The sequence below is a fragment of the Gordonia sp. CPCC 206044 genome (assembly GCF_048537895.1).
Taxonomy (GTDB): domain Bacteria; phylum Actinomycetota; class Actinomycetes; order Mycobacteriales; family Mycobacteriaceae; genus Gordonia.
Genome location: NZ_JBCLVL010000020.1, coordinates 37,649 through 53,596 on the forward strand (window position 1 = coordinate 37,649; position 15,948 = coordinate 53,596).

Here is a 15,948-nt window from a genome sequence, read left to right on the forward strand (position 1 = left end):
CTACTACGAATCCGGATTCAGGCTGCCGACGTCTGACGAATCGCGGCCCGGATCTGCGCCAGTACCCACTGTGGGCGCGTCGTGAGGTCATGCCAGGTGAACCGCAGCACGGTCCATCCGTTCGCGACGAGGTCGTTCTGACGCTCCCGATCGTGGTGGAACGCCCCGGCATCACTGTGGAACGCCAGCCCGTCGATCTCGATGGCGATCTTGCTCTCGGGGATCGCGAAGTCGAGGATGCATCTGCCGACCGCGTGGTCGGCGACCCACCCCGTGATATCGGACTTCCGCAGGAGCGCAAGCGCCTTGCGCTCGGCTTCGGACCGCGCACCGTCGCGCATCACCTCCACCATCGCCTTCGCCCGCGGTGATCCGTGGCGCCCCGCATTGCGTTGCTGTGCCTCGACGAGTTGTTCGAGTTCGACTTGTCTGCGTAGGAGAGCCGAATCCATCACCCCGACTCCGAGTTCCACGGCAGCGTCGAGCACGGTGAGAGGGACCGCAGTGACCTGCAGGCCGTCTCTGACCGCGACATCGACCGGTTGCAGCGTTCGATGCACCACCATCGCGCCGCCGATCTTGGTTCCGCGACGGCCTCGCGGTGCGATCACAGAGATCGTCGGTGGTGGTTGTGACAGCAGCCCGTGCCACCACGCGGCCGCTGCACCTGCGAGCGCGGCTCGGGGACCGGCGCGCAAGACCCCGATCCGCATCCGCGTCCTCGAGCCCACCGTGCGATCGGCGGTCCTCAGGACGCCGCGACTGATCCTGACCCATTCACCCGACGCCACACGATGACGCACCTGGTCGGCCGACATCCCGCAACCGTAGGCCTGCGCGGAGGTGAAGACCCCTTCATGCTCGGCGATCATCTTGCGCAGTGCGGGGGCATCGATCATGCATCATCAGACGTGCCGACCACCGATCCGGTTCCACCCGCCGAAGTGAATCCGTCCTCGTAGTAAGAATGCGGACCAGAACCCGATTTCTACTACGAAACCCGATTCAGGCGCGCGGCTTGACCAGCGGGAACAGAATCGTCTCGCGGATACCGAGACCGGTGAGGGCCATCAGCAGGCGGTCGATGCCCATCCCGGTGCCCGCGGTGGGCGGCATGCCGTACTCCATCGCGGCGAGGAAGTCCTCGTCGAGACGCATCGCCTCGTCGTCGCCGGCCGCGGCGAGGCGAGCCTGGTCGACGAACCGTTCACGCTGGATCACCGGATCGACGAGTTCGGAGTATCCGGTCGCCAGTTCGAAGCCGCGGACGTAGAGGTCCCACTTCTCGACCACACCGGGCACCGAACGATGGGCACGCACCAGCGGCGAGGTCTCGACCGGGAAGTCGCGGACGAAAACCGGCTGCGACAGGTGCTGTCCGACCATGTGCTCCCAGAGTTCCTCGACCAGCTTGCCGTGGCCGTAGCCCTTGTCCTCGGGGATCTCCAGTCCGACTCGGGCGGCGATCGCGAGCAACTCGTCGACGGTGGTACCGGAATCCCCACTGGCCGGCACGATCTCCTGGCCCAGCGCCTCCGACAACGACGGGTACATCTCCAACGATGTCCACTCGCCGGAGAGATCGTAGGTGCTGCCGTCGGGCATCGTCGGCGTCAACGTGCCCAGCGCGGCTTGCGAAACCTCCTGCACCAGTTCACGAGTCATGACCGCGGCATCGTCGTAGGTGCCATAGGCCTGATAGGTCTCGAGCATCGCGAACTCGGGCGAGTGCGTCGAGTCGGCGCCTTCGTTACGGAAGTTGCGGTTGATCTCGAAGACCCGCTCGATCCCGCCCACGACGCAGCGCTTGAGGAACAACTCCGGCGCGATGCGCAGATACAGGTCCAGATCGAAGGCATTCGAGTGCGTCACGAACGGACGCGCCGCCGCACCGCCGTGCAGGGTCTGCAACATCGGCGTCTCGACCTCGAGGAAGTCCCGACGACCCAGTGCCGCACGAAGTTCCGCGATCACATCGATGCGGGTACGCGCGATGCTGCGGGCCTCCGGACGCATGATGAGGTCGACGTAGCGCTGACGAACGCGCGTCTCCTCGTTCATCTCCTTGTGGGCGACAGGCAAGGGGCGCAGCGCCTTCGACGCCATCTCCCAGTTGTCGGCCATCACCGACAGCTCACCGGTCCGCGAGCTGATCACCTCGCCGTGCACGTAGACGATGTCGCCGAGGTCGGTCTGCGCCTTCCAACGAGCCAGCGATTCCTCGCCCACACCGTTGAAGCTGATCATCGCCTGCAGCTGCGTGCCGTCGCCCTCCTGCAACGTGGCGAAGCACAGCTTGCCCTTGTTACGCAGGAAGATGATGCGCCCGGCCACCCCGACGATGTCGCCGGTCTCGGTGCCCGCCTCGAGATCGGGATACTTTGCCCGGATCTCGGAAAGACTGTGCGTCCGCGGGATGGAGACCGGGTAGGCCTCGCGCCCCTCACCGAGGATGAGTTCGCGCTTCTCCCGACGGATCCGAAGCTGTTCCGGTGCGTTGTCGTCGTCGGCGTTCTGCGTGGTCGGGGTGTTGCTCACCCCCGAAACCCTATCGGAATCCTCGTCGGCGCCCGACCCCCGGTGGCGCCGACGACACGAATCAGAACGGGTATCGCTCGATGTCGGCCTGCATCGTCACCCACTGCAGATCGCAGAAGGTGTCGAGATTGACCGACGACCCGAAATGCCCGCCCGTGCCCGACGCCTTGGTACCGCCGAACGGTGCGACCGCCTCGTCGTCGACGGTCTGGTCGTTGATGTGCACGGCTCCGGAGCGGATCCGGTCGGCGAGTTCGAACGCCCGGTAGGGGTTGCCGGTCAGGATGCCCACCGACAGCCCGTACTCCGACGCGTTGATGATGTCGATGGCCTCGTCGATCGTCTCGTAGGTGGTGATCGGGGCGACCGGGCCGAAGATCTCCTGGGTGAACGCCGGCGAGTCCTTCGGCACGTTGCCCAGCACCGTCGGCCGGTAGAACAACGCCTGATAGGTACCGCCCGCCTCGAGAGATGCACCGGCCAGCACGGACGCCTGCACGATCTCGTCGACCTTCTTGAGCTGGTTCTCGTCGATGATCGGGCCGAGCGCATTATCCGGGTCCGTGGGGTCACCGACCGGGATGTTGCGCGCTTTCTCCGCCAGCTTGGCCGTGTACTCCGCGGCGAGGTCGGCGGGTACGAGATGACGGCCGGACGTCATGCAGATCTGCCCCTGGTGCAGGAAGGAGCCCCACGCACCGGCCGACGCGGCCGCATCGATGTCCGCGTCGGGCAGCACGAGCAGCGCGTTGTTGCCGCCGAGTTCGAGATGCACCTTCTTGAGCAGCGGCGCGGCAGCCTCGCCGATCTTGCGGCCGGCCGCGGTCGAACCGGTGAAGGAGATACACGGCACGCCGGGATGCGCGACGAGAGCCGCACCCACGTCGGCGCCTGCGGGCAGCACGTGCAGCAGACCGTCGGGCAGACCGGCCTCGGCCAACAGCGCGGCCAGTGCGAGACCGCCCGCGATCGGGGTGCGCGGGTCCGGTTTGAGGATGACCGCGTTGCCGAGCGCGAGCGCCGGGGCCACCGACCGCATCGACAGGATGGCCGGGAAGTTGAACGGGCTGATCACGCCGACCACACCGACCGGTACGTGCCGGCCGATGGACAGCCGTGGCTTCCTGCTGCGCAGGACCTGACCGTAGGGCTGAGACGCGAGCCCGGCGGCCTCGGCGAGTTCGCTGGTGACCAGCCCGGCTTCGAAGGACGCCTTGCCCTGTCCGGAGCCCGATTCCGGGACCAGCCAACGGGTCAGGCGTTCGGGTTCTTCGGACAGCAACGCAGCAGCCTTGCTCATCACCGCCGCGCGCTCCGTGTACGGCAGCGCCGCCCATGCGGCTTGCGCTGTCGTCGCCTTGTCGACGGCGCGGTCGAGGTCGTCGACGCTCGCGGCGCCGACGGTGGACACGACCTCGCCGGTGGCCGGCGCGGTCACATCGAGAGTTCCGGCACCGCCGGGGCGCCACGTTCCGTCGAAGATCTTGCCGTTCCACACTGCCGAAGTACTCATGCTTCGACCATAGACACGACCGCGCCCACGCCGGGCGCCCTTGAGCCCGCACACGCGGACCCACCAGGCAAAACGGTGTGAAGCCACACTCCGTTTTGCGTGCAGGGTCCGCGTGTGGGCCCGAGGTGCTAGAGCGGAGTCAGTGCGCGGAGATGGCGGCGAGTTCCTGCGGGCTGACGGTGCCGACGACACCCGATCGGCGCAGTGCGCGGTAACCGCCGACGACGAACACCGCGCCGCTCACACCGCGGGCCTGCAGATGCCAGGCGAGCCACTCGGCCTCGTGCCCGTCGTCGCTGACCAGCAGCCACCGGGCGCCGATCGCGGCGATGCGCAGCGAATTGTCGGTGCCGGGTGTGAGGCTGGGCAGGACCTCGGTGGCGTCGATGGCCAGCGCGCCCGACAGCACTCCGTCGAGGTCGCGTTTGCGCTGGCTACGGACGTCGACCGGCGTGATCCCGGCGGCGACGAGGGCGGTGTATGCGGTGGCCTGCACCGACAGGGGTGCGTCGGTCGTCGGTGTGGAGGTGACCGGCGCAGACGCGTCGACGGGAGCGGGGGCAGAAACGGTGGCGGCAGACAGGTTGGCTGCAGAAACAGCGGTGCCGATGACGGCGGTCATGAGAAGTCCTGAGAATGATCGAGATGAGCGGGGGTCGTCGAAAGAGGGCGGCCGCAGATGCGGAACTAGCCCTGACAACACTCCAGACAGCTCTTGATCACGCCGGACAGTTTGCCACAGATCTCCTGGCGGCACCAGGGGTGCCACCGTTAGGCGCAGCCGACGGTGCGGCTGGTTGTGAGGGTGGCGTTGTCGCGCAGCACGTCTCGATACGCGGCGTCTCGATACGCGGCCTCGGCCTTACGCCTCGGACGCTACTCGACGGGCAGCGGGGCGACCGACGGCGAAAAAGCCGGCAGTGAACGGCTCGCGCATGACAAGCGGCGTCTCGATACGCGGCCTCGGCCTTACGCCTCGGACGCTACTCGACGGGCAGCGGGGCGACCGACGGCGAAAAAGCCGGCAGTGAACGGCTCGCGCATGACAAGCGGCGTCTCGATACGCGGCCTCGGCCTTACGCCTCGGACGCTACTCGACGGGCAGCGGGGCGACGGGCGGCGGGAAAACGACGGGCAGAGGAACGACGAGCGGCGAAATAGCCGGCAGTGAACGGCTCGCGCACGACAAGCAGCGTCTCGATACGCGGCCTCGGCCTTACGCCTCGGACGCTACTCGACGGGCAGCGGAGCGACGGGCAGTGGAGCGACGGGCAGCGGAGCGACGGGCAGTGGAGCGACGGGCAGTGGAGCGACGGGCGGTGGAGCGACGGGCAGTGGAATGACCGGCGGTGGAACGGCTCACCGACCGCGATTGCGTTGCGCTTTCGACCGTTCGTGCACCAGGCGCAGACCGTCGAGGGTCAGGTACGGGTGATGGGCGGTGAGGGTCTCGCATTCGGAGAACATCAGCGGCGCAAGGAAACCGGTGGCGACCACGGTGACATCGTCGGCGTCGAAGTCGGGGATGGTGTCGCGGACGCGATCGACCAGCCCGTCCACCTGGCCGGCGAAGCCGTACAGAATCCCCGACTGCAGGGCCTCGACGGTGTTCTTGCCGAGCACGCTGCGGGGCGGCATCAGCTCCACGCGACGCACCGTCACGGTGTGCTCGGAGAGCGCCTGCACCGCCAGGTTGACCCCGGGAGCGATGGCTCCACCGAGGAACTCCCCCTTCGCCGAGACGGCGTCGACCACGGTGGCCGTGCCGAAGGCCACCACGATGGCCGGGGCGTCCGGATAATTGTGCTGCGCGGCAAGTGCATTGGCGACGCGGTCGGTGCCGACTTCCTTGGGGTTGTCGACGAGCAGCGGGACACCGGTCCGCACACCGGGTTCCAGCAGCACGTGATGCGCCCCGGAGAAGTAGCGGGGCACCATCACGCGGAGTTCACGGAGCAACGAGGGCACCGTCGACAATGCCGCCACCCCGGTCACCTGCTCGATGTCCGACCCGATCAACCCGCGGATGAGCAGCGCGAGCTCGTCCGAGGTGAGATTCGGATCGGTGTGAATCCGCCAGTCGCGCACCAGCGTCGCATGGTCACCGGCACCGGTGAAGAGGCCGAGGTGGATGTTGGTGTTCCCGACGTCGACGGTGAGGAGCATCTCAGACCGAGGTCGCGGCGAGCTCGCGCGGATCGAGCAGACCCGACCCGGCCGGGACGTGCGCCGGATCGTCACCGGCGTCGAGGACCCGGTTGTGGTCGTCGACAAACACGACGGACGGCGCGTAGTCGCGCAGTTCCTGCTCGCTCATGATGCCGTAGGCGATGATGATGACCAGGTCGTCAGGGTGGACGAGATGAGCTGCGGCACCGTTGATCCCGATGACACCCGAGCCACGCTCGCCGGCGATCACGTAGGTCTCCAGGCGGGCGCCGTTGTCGATGTCGACGATGGTGACCTGCTCACCCTCGAGCAGGTCGGCGGCGTCGAGCAGATCCTGGTCGATCGTCACCGACCCCACGTAGTGCAGGTCGGCCTGGGTCACCCGGGCCCGATGGATCTTGGACTTCATCATGGTGCGGAACATGTCGCGTCCCTTTCTATCTCGGTCGTCTGTGATGGTGTGGTCGCCCGCCGTCAGGCGGTCGGCTCGTCTCGGTCGGCGAATCCGGTGCCGATGGCCACACCGACGTTGTCGATCAGTCGTGCGGCGCCGATCCGGGCGGCGACGAGAAGTCGCCCGTCACCGCGCTCCGGCGGCTCCTCGAGCTGCCGACCACGCAGTTCCAGATAGTCGACCTCGATCTGCGGGTGGGTGTCCAGAACTGCCTGTGCCGCAGCGAGAACCGCATCGCGGCCGCCGGCTGCCGCATGCGCGCCCGCGACCAACGCCGCCGACAACGTCGTCGCGAGTTCACGTTGCGACTCGTCGAGGTAGCGATTGCGCGACGACATGGCCAGGCCGTCGGATTCGCGCACCGTCGGGACGCCGACGATCTCCACGTCGACGTTGAGGTCGGTGACCATCTGCCGGATGAGAACCAGCTGCTGATAATCCTTCTCACCGAAGTAGGCCGCGTGCGGCGCTGCGATGGTGAGCAGTTTGAGGACGACGGTCAGCATCCCGGCGAAATGTGTCGGCCGCGAGATGCCGTCCAGGATGGCTCCGGTCGGACCGGGGTGCACCATGGTGCGTTGCCCGGACGGGTACATGTCCGCGGCCGTCGGCGCGAACACCAGTTCCACGCCGAGTGGGCGCAGCAGTTCGAGATCGGCGTCCAGGGTGCGCGGGTAGGCGTCGAGATCCTCGTTGGCACCGAACTGCAAGGGGTTCACGAAGATCGACACGATGACGACGGTGTCGCCCTTGCCCTTGGCCGCGCGGACCAGTTCGAGATGCCCGGCGTGCAAGGCGCCCATGGTCGGCACCAGCACCACGCGGCGGCCGGCACGGCGCAGCGCAGCGGTCACCCGGTGCAGCGTCGCCGGATCGCGGTGCACGGTGAGTTCTCCAGGCGTGTATGCCTTTTCGGACAGATCCGAGGTCATGATGTCTCCAGTGCGTCGAGTACCTCGGCCGGGGCGTCGGTGTAGTCGGCGGTGCGCCGGGCCAACACTCGATACGCCTCGGCGACGTCGGTGGTATCGCTGCCGGGGCTCAGTGCCCGCAGAGCGGTGAGATGGTCGGTCACCGCAGCGGCATCGCCACGCGCCACCGGACCGGTCAGTGCGTCGGACCCCAGTTCCAGCACGTTCTGCAGCGATGCGGTGACCAGTGGGCCGAGGATGCGTTCGGCCAGCAGGGTGCCGCTGCCGTCGACGGTGGCGGCGGCGCGTCCCGACGATCCCGCCCCGCCCTCGATGGCGGCGTTCAATGCGGTCACCGCGTCGGAGATCAGGGTGATCAGGTGATTGGCACCGTGGGCCAACGCCGCGTGGTAGAGCACCCGGTCGGCCTCGCCGATACGTACGGGTTCGCCACCCATCTCCAAGACCAGCGACTGGGCGATCGCGTATCCGAGTTCGTCACCCGCGGTGACGCCGAAACACGCCTGTCGAATCCGTGCGGTGTCGTCGGCGGATCCGACGAACGTCATCGCGGGATGAATGGCCAGCGGCAAGGCACCGAGCGATGCGAGTGGCGCGAGCACACCCACTCCCTTGGCGCCGGCGGTGTGCGCGACGAGGGTGTTGGGTCGCAGCGCACCGGAGCCGGCGATCTCGTCGATCACCTCGGGCAACGCCGCGTCGGGCACCGCGAGCAGCAGCAGTTCGGCACGGGCGACCACGTCGGGCAGATCGAGGATCTGCGATTCAGGCAGTCGGCTGGTGGCCCGTCGGCGGGACTCGTCCGACCGCGCGACGACGGCACCGACCACATGCCCGGCCTGTTCGAGGGCCTCGGCGAGTGCGGTGCCGACTCGTCCCGCAGAGATGACGCCGACGGTGAGTCGGGCCGGGGTGGGGAGATTCGAGATGCCTGACGGGTATGCGGCAGCCTCGGGCGTGCCCGCACCCGGGCCGAGATCATCACTCGGTGAGGTCACCACTGTCCTCCGATTTCCGTTCCAGTCCCGCCATGCGGGTACCAGACGTCCGTGGCCAGGGTAGGCCCTGGACCGGACCGGAGGCCATTGCCTGTGACAGGCTTCACCTCATCGTCGAACGTGCGGAGTCGATCAGTCCTCGCGGCGACGACGTCCGCCGCCGGGCGCCCCGGATTGACGCAGCTGGCTGAGCAGTTCGGAGACCGGCAGCCCGGCCGAGTGTGCGCTCTCCCCATCGTCTCCGCCGCGACGACGACGTCGTCCCCCGTACGCGTTGGGATCCACGCCCTGCTCCTCGGCGGTCTCGTGCCGACCGTGCTCACCCTCGTCGGTTTCCGCAGCCGCGGTGTCGGCGGGTGCCTCGGCGGTCTCCGCCTCTTCGACGGTTTCTGCAGTCGGCTGGTCGGCGGCCTCGGCCTGCGGGGTCTGGTCACCGACGACGGTGTCCGCCTCGACCGGCTCGGCCTCCACGACCTCGGCGACCACCGGCTCAGGCGACTCGGCAACCGGCTCCTCTTCGACCGCGGCCGGGGATTCGGTGGCCCACTGGTCGGTCGGGTTGTCTTCGACGTACGCCGGGGTGTCCGCGCCCGGCGTCTCCGCGATGACCGCGTCCTCGACCTGATCGGATGTCTCGTCCTCGGGGACGGCTGTCGCGATCCGACCCGAGAGCGGATCGTCGGTGATGATCGGGATGACCTCGGTCAGCTCGTTCGGGTCGACGTCGGCGGGAATGTGACGCCCGCTGTCGGCGGCCGGGGCCGTCGCCGCGAAGTCCTGGGCGGCCAGTGCGCTGTCGTCGGCCCGAAACGGCTTGTAGCCCTCGTCGGGACGGTCAATCCCCGAGGCCAGCTCCCGCAGCTTCTCGCTGGGCAGGGCGGCGCGATGGTCCGGTAGCGATTCGCCGAGCAACGCCTCCAGGCTCGCGCGCAGCGACATCACCTGTTCGCGCAGCTCGGAGATCTCCGAATTGGACTCGTCGCTGAGCTCCTTGCGGATCGTCGTCTCGACGTCGAGCTCGTACTGGCGTCGAGCGGCGATCTCACGTTCGAGCTGCAATTCGTAGACGAGCCTCAGGTCGCGACTCTTCGACTCGGCGGTCTCGGCCTGACGACGAAACTTGGTGACCAGGATGGCCCCGATGACCGCAGCCCACAGCGCCGCGATCACCGCGAGAGAGCCGGTGACCGACAGCTGGTCGCTGAACACCATGAGAATGCTCGCCACCAAGGCCAGCACGATGAGCAGCCCCAGCAGCCACTGTCCTACCGATCTCCCGGAGCGCCGCGACTCGGTGGAACGGCCATTTGAGGTCGTCATGTGGGGAACATACCGCCTGACCTCTCCGATGTCGGCCAACCGAATCGGAGAGTCACGATAAGAAATCCCTGTGACGGGTCAGTGTGACGCCCCGATCAGGCGGGGCCGGGATGACCATCCGGTCGTCGCCCCACCCTGTCGTCGGTGGGATCGTCCGGTGCCCGGCAACAGTATTCGAGCCACACCGCCGCCGCGACGAGCAGCACGCCACCCACCAGTCCGATGATCGCGCCCGGCCGGTCATGATCGGCCGCGGCCAAATCGTGCTGCGTCCACAGATAGATGAGCAGGCCCGCCCACACACCCACCGCGATCGCCCCCAGAATCGCCGACGCCTTGGCCAAGGCCAACACCCGTGCGGCGGTCAGCGGATGCAACTGCCCGCGCGCCCGCCCGACCTGACGATCGGCCACCCGGGCGCGAACGACGAAGGCGATGATCACCTCGAGGGCGGCCAGGACATAGAGCACGAGCCCGGACAGCAGTGGCAGCGGAGGCAGACTGCCGTAGTTGTAGCGAACGAGAATCCACGCCACCACGCCGACGACGATCGCGGTCACCACGAGGTCGCGCAGGCGTGTGGGCCCGAGTCCCGGTTCGTCCTCCTTGTACGGCCCCGTCGGTGGCTTCGGTTCGGTCATGACGAACCTGCCCCCGGTGCGTCGGCCACACGCACCACCCCGGCGCGTTCGGCCGGATCGATCCGTTCGATCAGCTCGGCCACCGGCGTGATGCCCTGCGGCGTCCACAACATCGCCTGCGGGTCGGCCGCCAGCCACGGCACCAGCACGAACGCACGCTCGGCGGCCCGCGGATGAGGCAGAGTCAGCGTGGGATCGTCACTGCGGATCACCCCGTCGGCACCGCTGACGGTGATCACGTCGACGTCCAAAGTTCTCGGTCCCCAACGGACTTCACGAGTTCGGTCGGCGGCCTGCTCGAGCTCGGCGCCGATCTCGAGCCAGTCGGACGCGCGATACGGACCCTCGACGACGAGGGTGATGTTGAAGAAGTCGTCTTGTTCGACACCACCCCACGGGGCTGTCGAATACACCGGAGACACCGACACCACTTCGTCGGCGAAACGCTCCACCACACCGGCCAGATGAGCCAGCCGATCGCCGATGTTGGAACCGGCCGACAGTACCGCCCGCGTGACCGCTCGCTCCGCTCCCGGCGCCGACACATCCCGGCCCGCTCGCTCCGCTCCCGGCGCCATCACATCCCGGCCCGCTCGCTCCGCTCCCGGCGCCGAACTCACCGCGACATGGCCTTCCGAGAACGCCGCGTCACGACCGCCACGTCGTCGAACTGCAGCGGGATCGGCGCGGACGGCTTGTGCACGGTCACCTCGCAGGCCGCGATGCGTTCGTCGTCCATGATGGCCTCGGCCACCTCGGCGCCGACCGTCTCGATCAGGTTGCGTGGTTCGCCCGCGACGATGTCGTGGGCGCGTTGGGCCAAGGCGCCATAGTCGACCGTGTCGGCGAGGTCGTCGGTGGCGGCCGCCTCGGCGAGATCGAGCCACAACGTGACGTCGATGACGAAGTCCTGGCCGTCGCGACGCTCGTGGTCGAAGACGCCGTGATGTCCGCGGACCACCAGACCGCGCAATTCGATCCGATCAGCCATCAGTCAGTCGCTCCCGTTCTCGGGGTCTCGATACGCCACTCACTCCGTTCGCGGCTACTCGACCGGCGGGGAACGTCACCCTCCTCGGCCACACCACGGGACGGGCCGCCACCACCAGCCACACCACGAGAAACGTCACCCTCCTCGGCCACACCACGAGAAACGTCACCCTCCTCGGCCACACCGCGAGAAATGCCACTCTCCTCGGCCACACCACGGGACGGGCCGACGTCACCTGTCACACCGCGAGACGAGCCGCCGGCTCCTCGCTTCCACGCGGTCGCAACCGCGATCGCGTCGCGACTGCGCACCACATCGTGGACGCGGACCGCCCAGGCCCCGTCCATCGCCGACAATGCGGAGATCGTGGCCGTCGCGGTCTCGCGACCGTCGGGAGGTCGGGGTGTGCCGTCGTCGTCGGCGAGCAGGGTGCCCAGGAATCGTTTCCGCGAGGCACCGACGAGTACCGGGAATCCGAGGCCGACGAAGGTCGGCAAGGCGTGCAGCAGAGCCCAGTTGTGTTCGGCCGTCTTGGCGAAGCCGAGGCCCGGGTCGAGGATGATCTTGTCGGGGTTCACTCCGGCCGCCACCGCGACGTCGACCTGCGCGAGTAGTTCGCCACACACCTCGGCGACCACGTCCCGGTACGAATTGGCGTCGTGACGCCCGTGGGCGAACGCGTCGTCGGCGACGTGGCGGTTCTCCCGATCCATCGGACGCCAATGCATCAACACCCATGGCAGGCCGGAGTCCGCGACCACCCGCGCCATGTCGGGGTCGGCGCGGCCGCCGGAGACGTCGTTGATGATCGCGACACCCGCCTCCACGGCCGCCGCCGCCACCGACGCACGCATGGTGTCGACCGAGATCGGTACGCCCGTACCAGCAAGGCCCGCGATGACGGGTGCTACACGTTTCGCCTCGTCGCCCGGATCGACGCGGACCGCACCCGGCCGGGTGGACTCCCCACCGATGTCGATGAGATCGGCGCCCTGGGCGATGAGTTCGTGCCCGTGGGCAATGGCGGCGTCGTGATCGAGGTAGCGCCCACCGTCGGAGAAGGAGTCTGCCGTGACGTTGATGACCCCCATGACGAGGGTCCGGTCGTCAGATGTGCGCATCGGGTGGATGGGCGCTCAGGTCCGCGAGATCAGGTCGAGGGCCTCACCGCGGGAGACCGCGCTGGTCTTGAACAACCCGCGCACCGCCGAGGTGGTGGTCTTGGCACCCGGCTTACGGATACCCCGCATCGCCATGCACAGATGTTCGGCCTCGATCACCACGATCACGCCGCGCGGCTCGAGACGGCGGACGATGGCGTCGGCGATCTGGCTGGTGAGCCGTTCCTGCACCTGCGGTCGCTTGGCATAGAGGTCGACGAGCCGCGCGAGCTTGGACAGGCCGGTCACCTGACCGGAGTCGCCCGGGATGTACCCGACGTGCGCGACGCCGTGGAACGAGACCAGATGATGCTCACAGGTCGAATACAGCGGGATGTCCTTGACCAGCACCAGTTCGTCGTGGTCCTCGTCGAACATGGTCGCGAGCACTTCGCTGGGGTCGGTGTAGAGCCCGGCGAACATCTCCCGGTACGCGTTGGCGACGCGAGTCGGCGTGCGCTGCAACCCTTGTCGATCCGGATCCTCGCCGACCGCGATCAGGAGTTCGCGGACCGCGGCCTCCGCCCGGGCCTGGTCGAAGAACCGCCCCTCGTCGGTGGTCAAGTCCGCACCGTTGTGATCGACACGCGCGTCCTGATCCTCACTGATCGTCATCGTCCATCTGATCCGTTCTACGACCTTGCTCTACTGAACCGCTGACCCGTGGACTACCGGCTCCCGCCGCCGGAATCATCCGACGAATCGTCGGGATGTCCGTGCCGGCCCGAGCCGTTGGCGCCCGACCCGTTGGCACCGTTGGTGCCGTTGGTGCCCCCGGGAGCGGGCGATGAATCCTGCGGAGGCCAACCGGGTGCCGACCAGTCGCGCGGGGCGCCGTAGTCGGGACGGGTGCCATGGGTCGGCTGACCCGGGTAACTGTTCGGCTGACCCGGGTAGCTGTTCGGCTGACCCGGGTAACCGCCGGGTTGGCCGGGGTAGCCGCTGTTCGGTTGACCCGGGTAGCCACCGTACGGCTGGTGACCGGGTGCCGGCTGCGCCGGGTAGGCAGGCTGATAGCCCTGGCCCGGTGCCGGATTGGGGTATCCGGGACCTTGCTGCGGAGCGCCGACCGACTGTGCGACCGGAACCGGCTCGGGCACCACGGGCTCGGGCGGCCACGGCTCACCGCGTTCCATGGCCAGCTCGCCCGGAGTCTTCACCGGCGGCTTGTCGCTCGGGGTGCGCTCACCGAACTCGTTGAAGGTTGTGATCCGCGGACGCTTCACCACGTTGGAGAAGATCTTCTCCAGGTCCTTGCGGGTCAGCGTCTCCTTCTCGAGCAGCTGGGTGGCCAGCACGTCGAGGGTGTCGCGGTACTCCGACAGGATCGACCACGCCTCGGTGTGTGCCGCCTCGATCAGGCGACGGACCTCGTCGTCGATCTCGCTGGCGATCTCGGCGGAGTACGACGCCTGGTTGCCCATGGACCGACCCAGGAACGGGTCGCCCTGTTCCTGGCCGTAGTGCACCGCGCCGAGCTTGGCGCTCATGCCGTATTCGGTCACCATCGCGCGGGCGATCTTGGTCGCCTGGTCGATGTCCGACGACGCGCCGGTGGTCGGCTCGTGGAACACGAGTTCCTCGGCGGCACGACCACCCATCGCCATGACCAGACGGGCGATCATCTCCGACCGCGTCATCAGGTCCTTGTCCTGCTCGGGCACGGCGAGGGCGTGGCCGCCGGTGCGGCCGCGGGCCAGGATGGTGACCTTGTAGATCGGATCGAGGTCGGGCATCGCCCACGCGGCCAGCGTGTGACCACCTTCGTGATAGGCGACGGTCTTCTTCTCGTGCTCGCTGATGATGCGGCTCTTGCGACGCGGTCCGCCGATGACACGGTCGACCGCCTCTTCCAACATCTCCGCGGTGATCGACGTCTTGTTCTCACGTGCGGCGAGCAACGCCGCCTCGTTGACGACGTTGGCCAGATCGGCACCGGACATGCCGGGCGTGCGCTTGGCCAGCCCGTCCAGATCGGCCTCGGCGTCGATCGGCTTGCCCTGTGCGTGCACCCGCAGGATCGCGCGACGACCCGCCATGTCGGGGTTGCCGACAGGGATCTGCCGGTCGAAACGGCCCGGCCGCAGCAAGGCCGGATCGAGGATGTCGGGACGGTTGGTGGCCGCGATCAGGATGATGCCCGAGCGGTCGCCGAAGCCGTCCATCTCCACGAGCAACTGGTTCAGTGTCTGCTCGCGCTCGTCGTGACCGCCACCGAGGCCTGCGCCGCGCTGGCGTCCGACGGCGTCGATCTCGTCGACGAAGATGATGCACGGGCTGTTGTTCTTGGCCTGCTCGAACAGGTCACGGACGCGCGAGGCACCGACACCGACGAACATCTCGACGAAGTCCGAACCGGAGATGGTGAAGAACGGCACGCCCGCCTCACCCGCGACGGCACGCGCGAGCAGTGTCTTACCGGTGCCGGGCGGACCGTAGAGCAGCACACCCTTGGGGATCTTGGCGCCCACCGCCTGGTAGCGAGCCGGGTTCTGCAGGAAGTCCTTGATCTCGTAGAGCTCCTCGACCGCCTCGTCGGCGCCGGCGACGTCGGCGAAGGTGGTCTTGGGCATGTCCTTGCTCAACTGCTTGGCCTTGGACTTGCCGAAGCCCATGACGCCGCCCTTGCCGCCACCCTGCATGCGGTTCATCACGAAGAAGAACAGGCCGAACAGCAGCAGCATCGGGAGGACGAAGATGAGGATCTGCCACAGCACCGACTGCTGGCTGACGTTGGTCTGATACGGCGCCCCGGTCTTGGTGACCGAATCGAAGATCTGCTCGCCAGCCGACGCCGGGTACTTGGTGGTGATCTTGGTGACGTCATTGCCGTCGACCTTGATCGGGTTCTTGAGTTCCACCCGGAGCTGCTGTTCACGGTCATCGATGTCGATGCGTTCGGTGTTCTTGACGTTCAGCTGTGTCAAGGCGACCGAGGTGTCGACAGACCGGTACTCACGATCGGAGTCGCGCATCACGCTCCAGCCCCAGAGGGCGAGCACGACGAGCGCCACGATGGCGAGATTGCGGAAGACTGACTTACGGTTCATGCCTGGTGTGGAGGTCCGGCCCGTCGAGATCTCGACGCTGCGGGGCCGTTCCTACTGTCCTTCCCGGTCGGGGTAGCTGCGGTCCAAAGCGCGTCCGTCTACTGACGCGCGGTCGACAGTAGACAGGCTACCGGTGAACGAACATCCAGGGAAAACGGTTCCGAACCTCGGCTCACCTCGCC

The 15,948-nt window shown here is 67.7% G+C and carries 14 protein-coding genes and 1 pseudogene; all 15 read right to left on the reverse strand.

The genetic code is table 11. The annotated features are described in order from the left end of the window. Positions 1-17 precede the first annotated feature (17 nt). The gene (locus AAFP35_RS23735; protein WP_419224137.1) at positions 18-899 is read right to left on the reverse strand and encodes a DUF559 domain-containing protein; all 882 of its coding nucleotides are present in this window, start codon (positions 897-899) and stop codon (positions 18-20) included. A 106-nt stretch (positions 900-1,005) separates the two neighbouring features. Further along, the gene (gene lysS, locus AAFP35_RS23740; RefSeq protein ID WP_419224138.1) at positions 1,006-2,538 is read right to left on the reverse strand and encodes a lysine--tRNA ligase; all 1,533 of its coding nucleotides are present in this window, start codon (positions 2,536-2,538) and stop codon (positions 1,006-1,008) included. A 61-nt stretch (positions 2,539-2,599) separates the two neighbouring features. Beyond that, entirely contained in the window at positions 2,600-4,051 is a 1,452-nt protein-coding gene (locus AAFP35_RS23745) for an aldehyde dehydrogenase family protein (protein ID WP_419224139.1), read from the reverse strand. 139 nt (positions 4,052-4,190) lie between these two features. Continuing rightward, positions 4,191-4,673: a rhodanese-like domain-containing protein gene (locus tag AAFP35_RS23750; RefSeq protein ID WP_419224140.1), complete on the reverse strand. Its 483-nt coding sequence runs from the start codon at positions 4,671-4,673 to the stop codon at positions 4,191-4,193. Positions 4,674-5,410: 737 nt separating this feature from the next. Continuing rightward, on the reverse strand, positions 5,411-6,217 hold the full coding sequence (locus AAFP35_RS23755) for a type III pantothenate kinase (protein ID WP_419224141.1): 807 nt from the start codon (positions 6,215-6,217) through the stop codon (positions 5,411-5,413). A gap of 1 nt (position 6,218) precedes the next feature. After that, a complete protein-coding gene (gene panD / locus AAFP35_RS23760; RefSeq protein WP_419224142.1) occupies positions 6,219-6,644 on the reverse strand; it encodes an aspartate 1-decarboxylase in 426 nt (141 codons plus the stop codon). A 50-nt stretch (positions 6,645-6,694) separates the two neighbouring features. Beyond that, positions 6,695-7,606, reverse strand: a complete 912-nt coding sequence (gene panC / locus AAFP35_RS23765; RefSeq protein WP_419224143.1) for a pantoate--beta-alanine ligase — start codon at positions 7,604-7,606, stop codon at positions 6,695-6,697. Further along, positions 7,603-8,604, reverse strand: coding sequence for a Rossmann-like and DUF2520 domain-containing protein (locus AAFP35_RS23770; RefSeq protein ID WP_419224144.1), 1,002 nt, complete (start codon positions 8,602-8,604; stop codon positions 7,603-7,605). The genes panC and AAFP35_RS23770 overlap by 4 nt, the downstream gene beginning before the upstream one ends. A 132-nt stretch (positions 8,605-8,736) precedes the next feature. Next, positions 8,737-9,924 (reverse strand): DUF6779 domain-containing protein, encoded by a 1,188-nt coding sequence (locus AAFP35_RS23775; RefSeq protein WP_419224145.1) that lies wholly within the window; start codon positions 9,922-9,924, stop codon positions 8,737-8,739. Between the two features lie 95 nt (positions 9,925-10,019). After that, the gene (locus tag AAFP35_RS23780; protein ID WP_419224146.1) at positions 10,020-10,565 is read right to left on the reverse strand and encodes a DUF3180 domain-containing protein; all 546 of its coding nucleotides are present in this window, start codon (positions 10,563-10,565) and stop codon (positions 10,020-10,022) included. Then, positions 10,562-11,143, reverse strand: a complete 582-nt coding sequence (gene folK / locus AAFP35_RS23785) for a 2-amino-4-hydroxy-6-hydroxymethyldihydropteridine diphosphokinase (protein WP_419224181.1) — start codon at positions 11,141-11,143, stop codon at positions 10,562-10,564. Before folK ends, AAFP35_RS23780 begins: the two co-directional genes overlap by 4 nt. A gap of 38 nt (positions 11,144-11,181) precedes the next feature. Next, complete coding sequence (gene folB, locus AAFP35_RS23790; RefSeq protein ID WP_419224147.1) at positions 11,182-11,556, reverse strand: dihydroneopterin aldolase; 375 nt, start codon at positions 11,554-11,556, stop codon at positions 11,182-11,184. A 224-nt stretch (positions 11,557-11,780) separates the two neighbouring features. Further along, positions 11,781-12,647, reverse strand: a pseudogene (gene folP / locus AAFP35_RS23795) (dihydropteroate synthase); the annotation flags it as partial. A 45-nt stretch (positions 12,648-12,692) separates the two neighbouring features. After that, positions 12,693-13,331: a GTP cyclohydrolase I FolE gene (gene folE / locus AAFP35_RS23800; protein WP_419224148.1), complete on the reverse strand. Its 639-nt coding sequence runs from the start codon at positions 13,329-13,331 to the stop codon at positions 12,693-12,695. Positions 13,332-13,384: 53 nt separating this feature from the next. After that, positions 13,385-15,766 (reverse strand): ATP-dependent zinc metalloprotease FtsH, encoded by a 2,382-nt coding sequence (ftsH, locus tag AAFP35_RS23805; protein ID WP_419224149.1) that lies wholly within the window; start codon positions 15,764-15,766, stop codon positions 13,385-13,387. Positions 15,767-15,948 lie beyond the last annotated feature (182 nt).

Coding starts and splice junctions, on each gene's coding strand:
- folK (WP_419224181.1), bottom strand. CDS start 11,143: ATGGCGCCGGGAGCGGAGCGAGCGGGCCGGGATGTGTCGGCGCCGGGA.
- AAFP35_RS23745 (WP_419224139.1), bottom strand. CDS start 4,051: ATGAGTACTTCGGCAGTGTGGAACGGCAAGATCTTCGACGGAACGTGG.
- AAFP35_RS23780 (WP_419224146.1), bottom strand. CDS start 10,565: ATGACCGAACCGAAGCCACCGACGGGGCCGTACAAGGAGGACGAACCG.
- panC (WP_419224143.1), bottom strand. CDS start 7,606: ATGACCTCGGATCTGTCCGAAAAGGCATACACGCCTGGAGAACTCACC.
- AAFP35_RS23755 (WP_419224141.1), bottom strand. CDS start 6,217: ATGCTCCTCACCGTCGACGTCGGGAACACCAACATCCACCTCGGCCTC.
- ftsH (WP_419224149.1), bottom strand. CDS start 15,766: ATGAACCGTAAGTCAGTCTTCCGCAATCTCGCCATCGTGGCGCTCGTC.
- panD (WP_419224142.1), bottom strand. CDS start 6,644: ATGTTCCGCACCATGATGAAGTCCAAGATCCATCGGGCCCGGGTGACC.
- folE (WP_419224148.1), bottom strand. CDS start 13,331: ATGACGATCAGTGAGGATCAGGACGCGCGTGTCGATCACAACGGTGCG.
- AAFP35_RS23735 (WP_419224137.1), bottom strand. CDS start 899: ATGATCGATGCCCCCGCACTGCGCAAGATGATCGCCGAGCATGAAGGG.
- AAFP35_RS23775 (WP_419224145.1), bottom strand. CDS start 9,924: ATGACGACCTCAAATGGCCGTTCCACCGAGTCGCGGCGCTCCGGGAGA.
- folB (WP_419224147.1), bottom strand. CDS start 11,556: ATGGCTGATCGGATCGAATTGCGCGGTCTGGTGGTCCGCGGACATCAC.
- AAFP35_RS23750 (WP_419224140.1), bottom strand. CDS start 4,673: ATGACCGCCGTCATCGGCACCGCTGTTTCTGCAGCCAACCTGTCTGCC.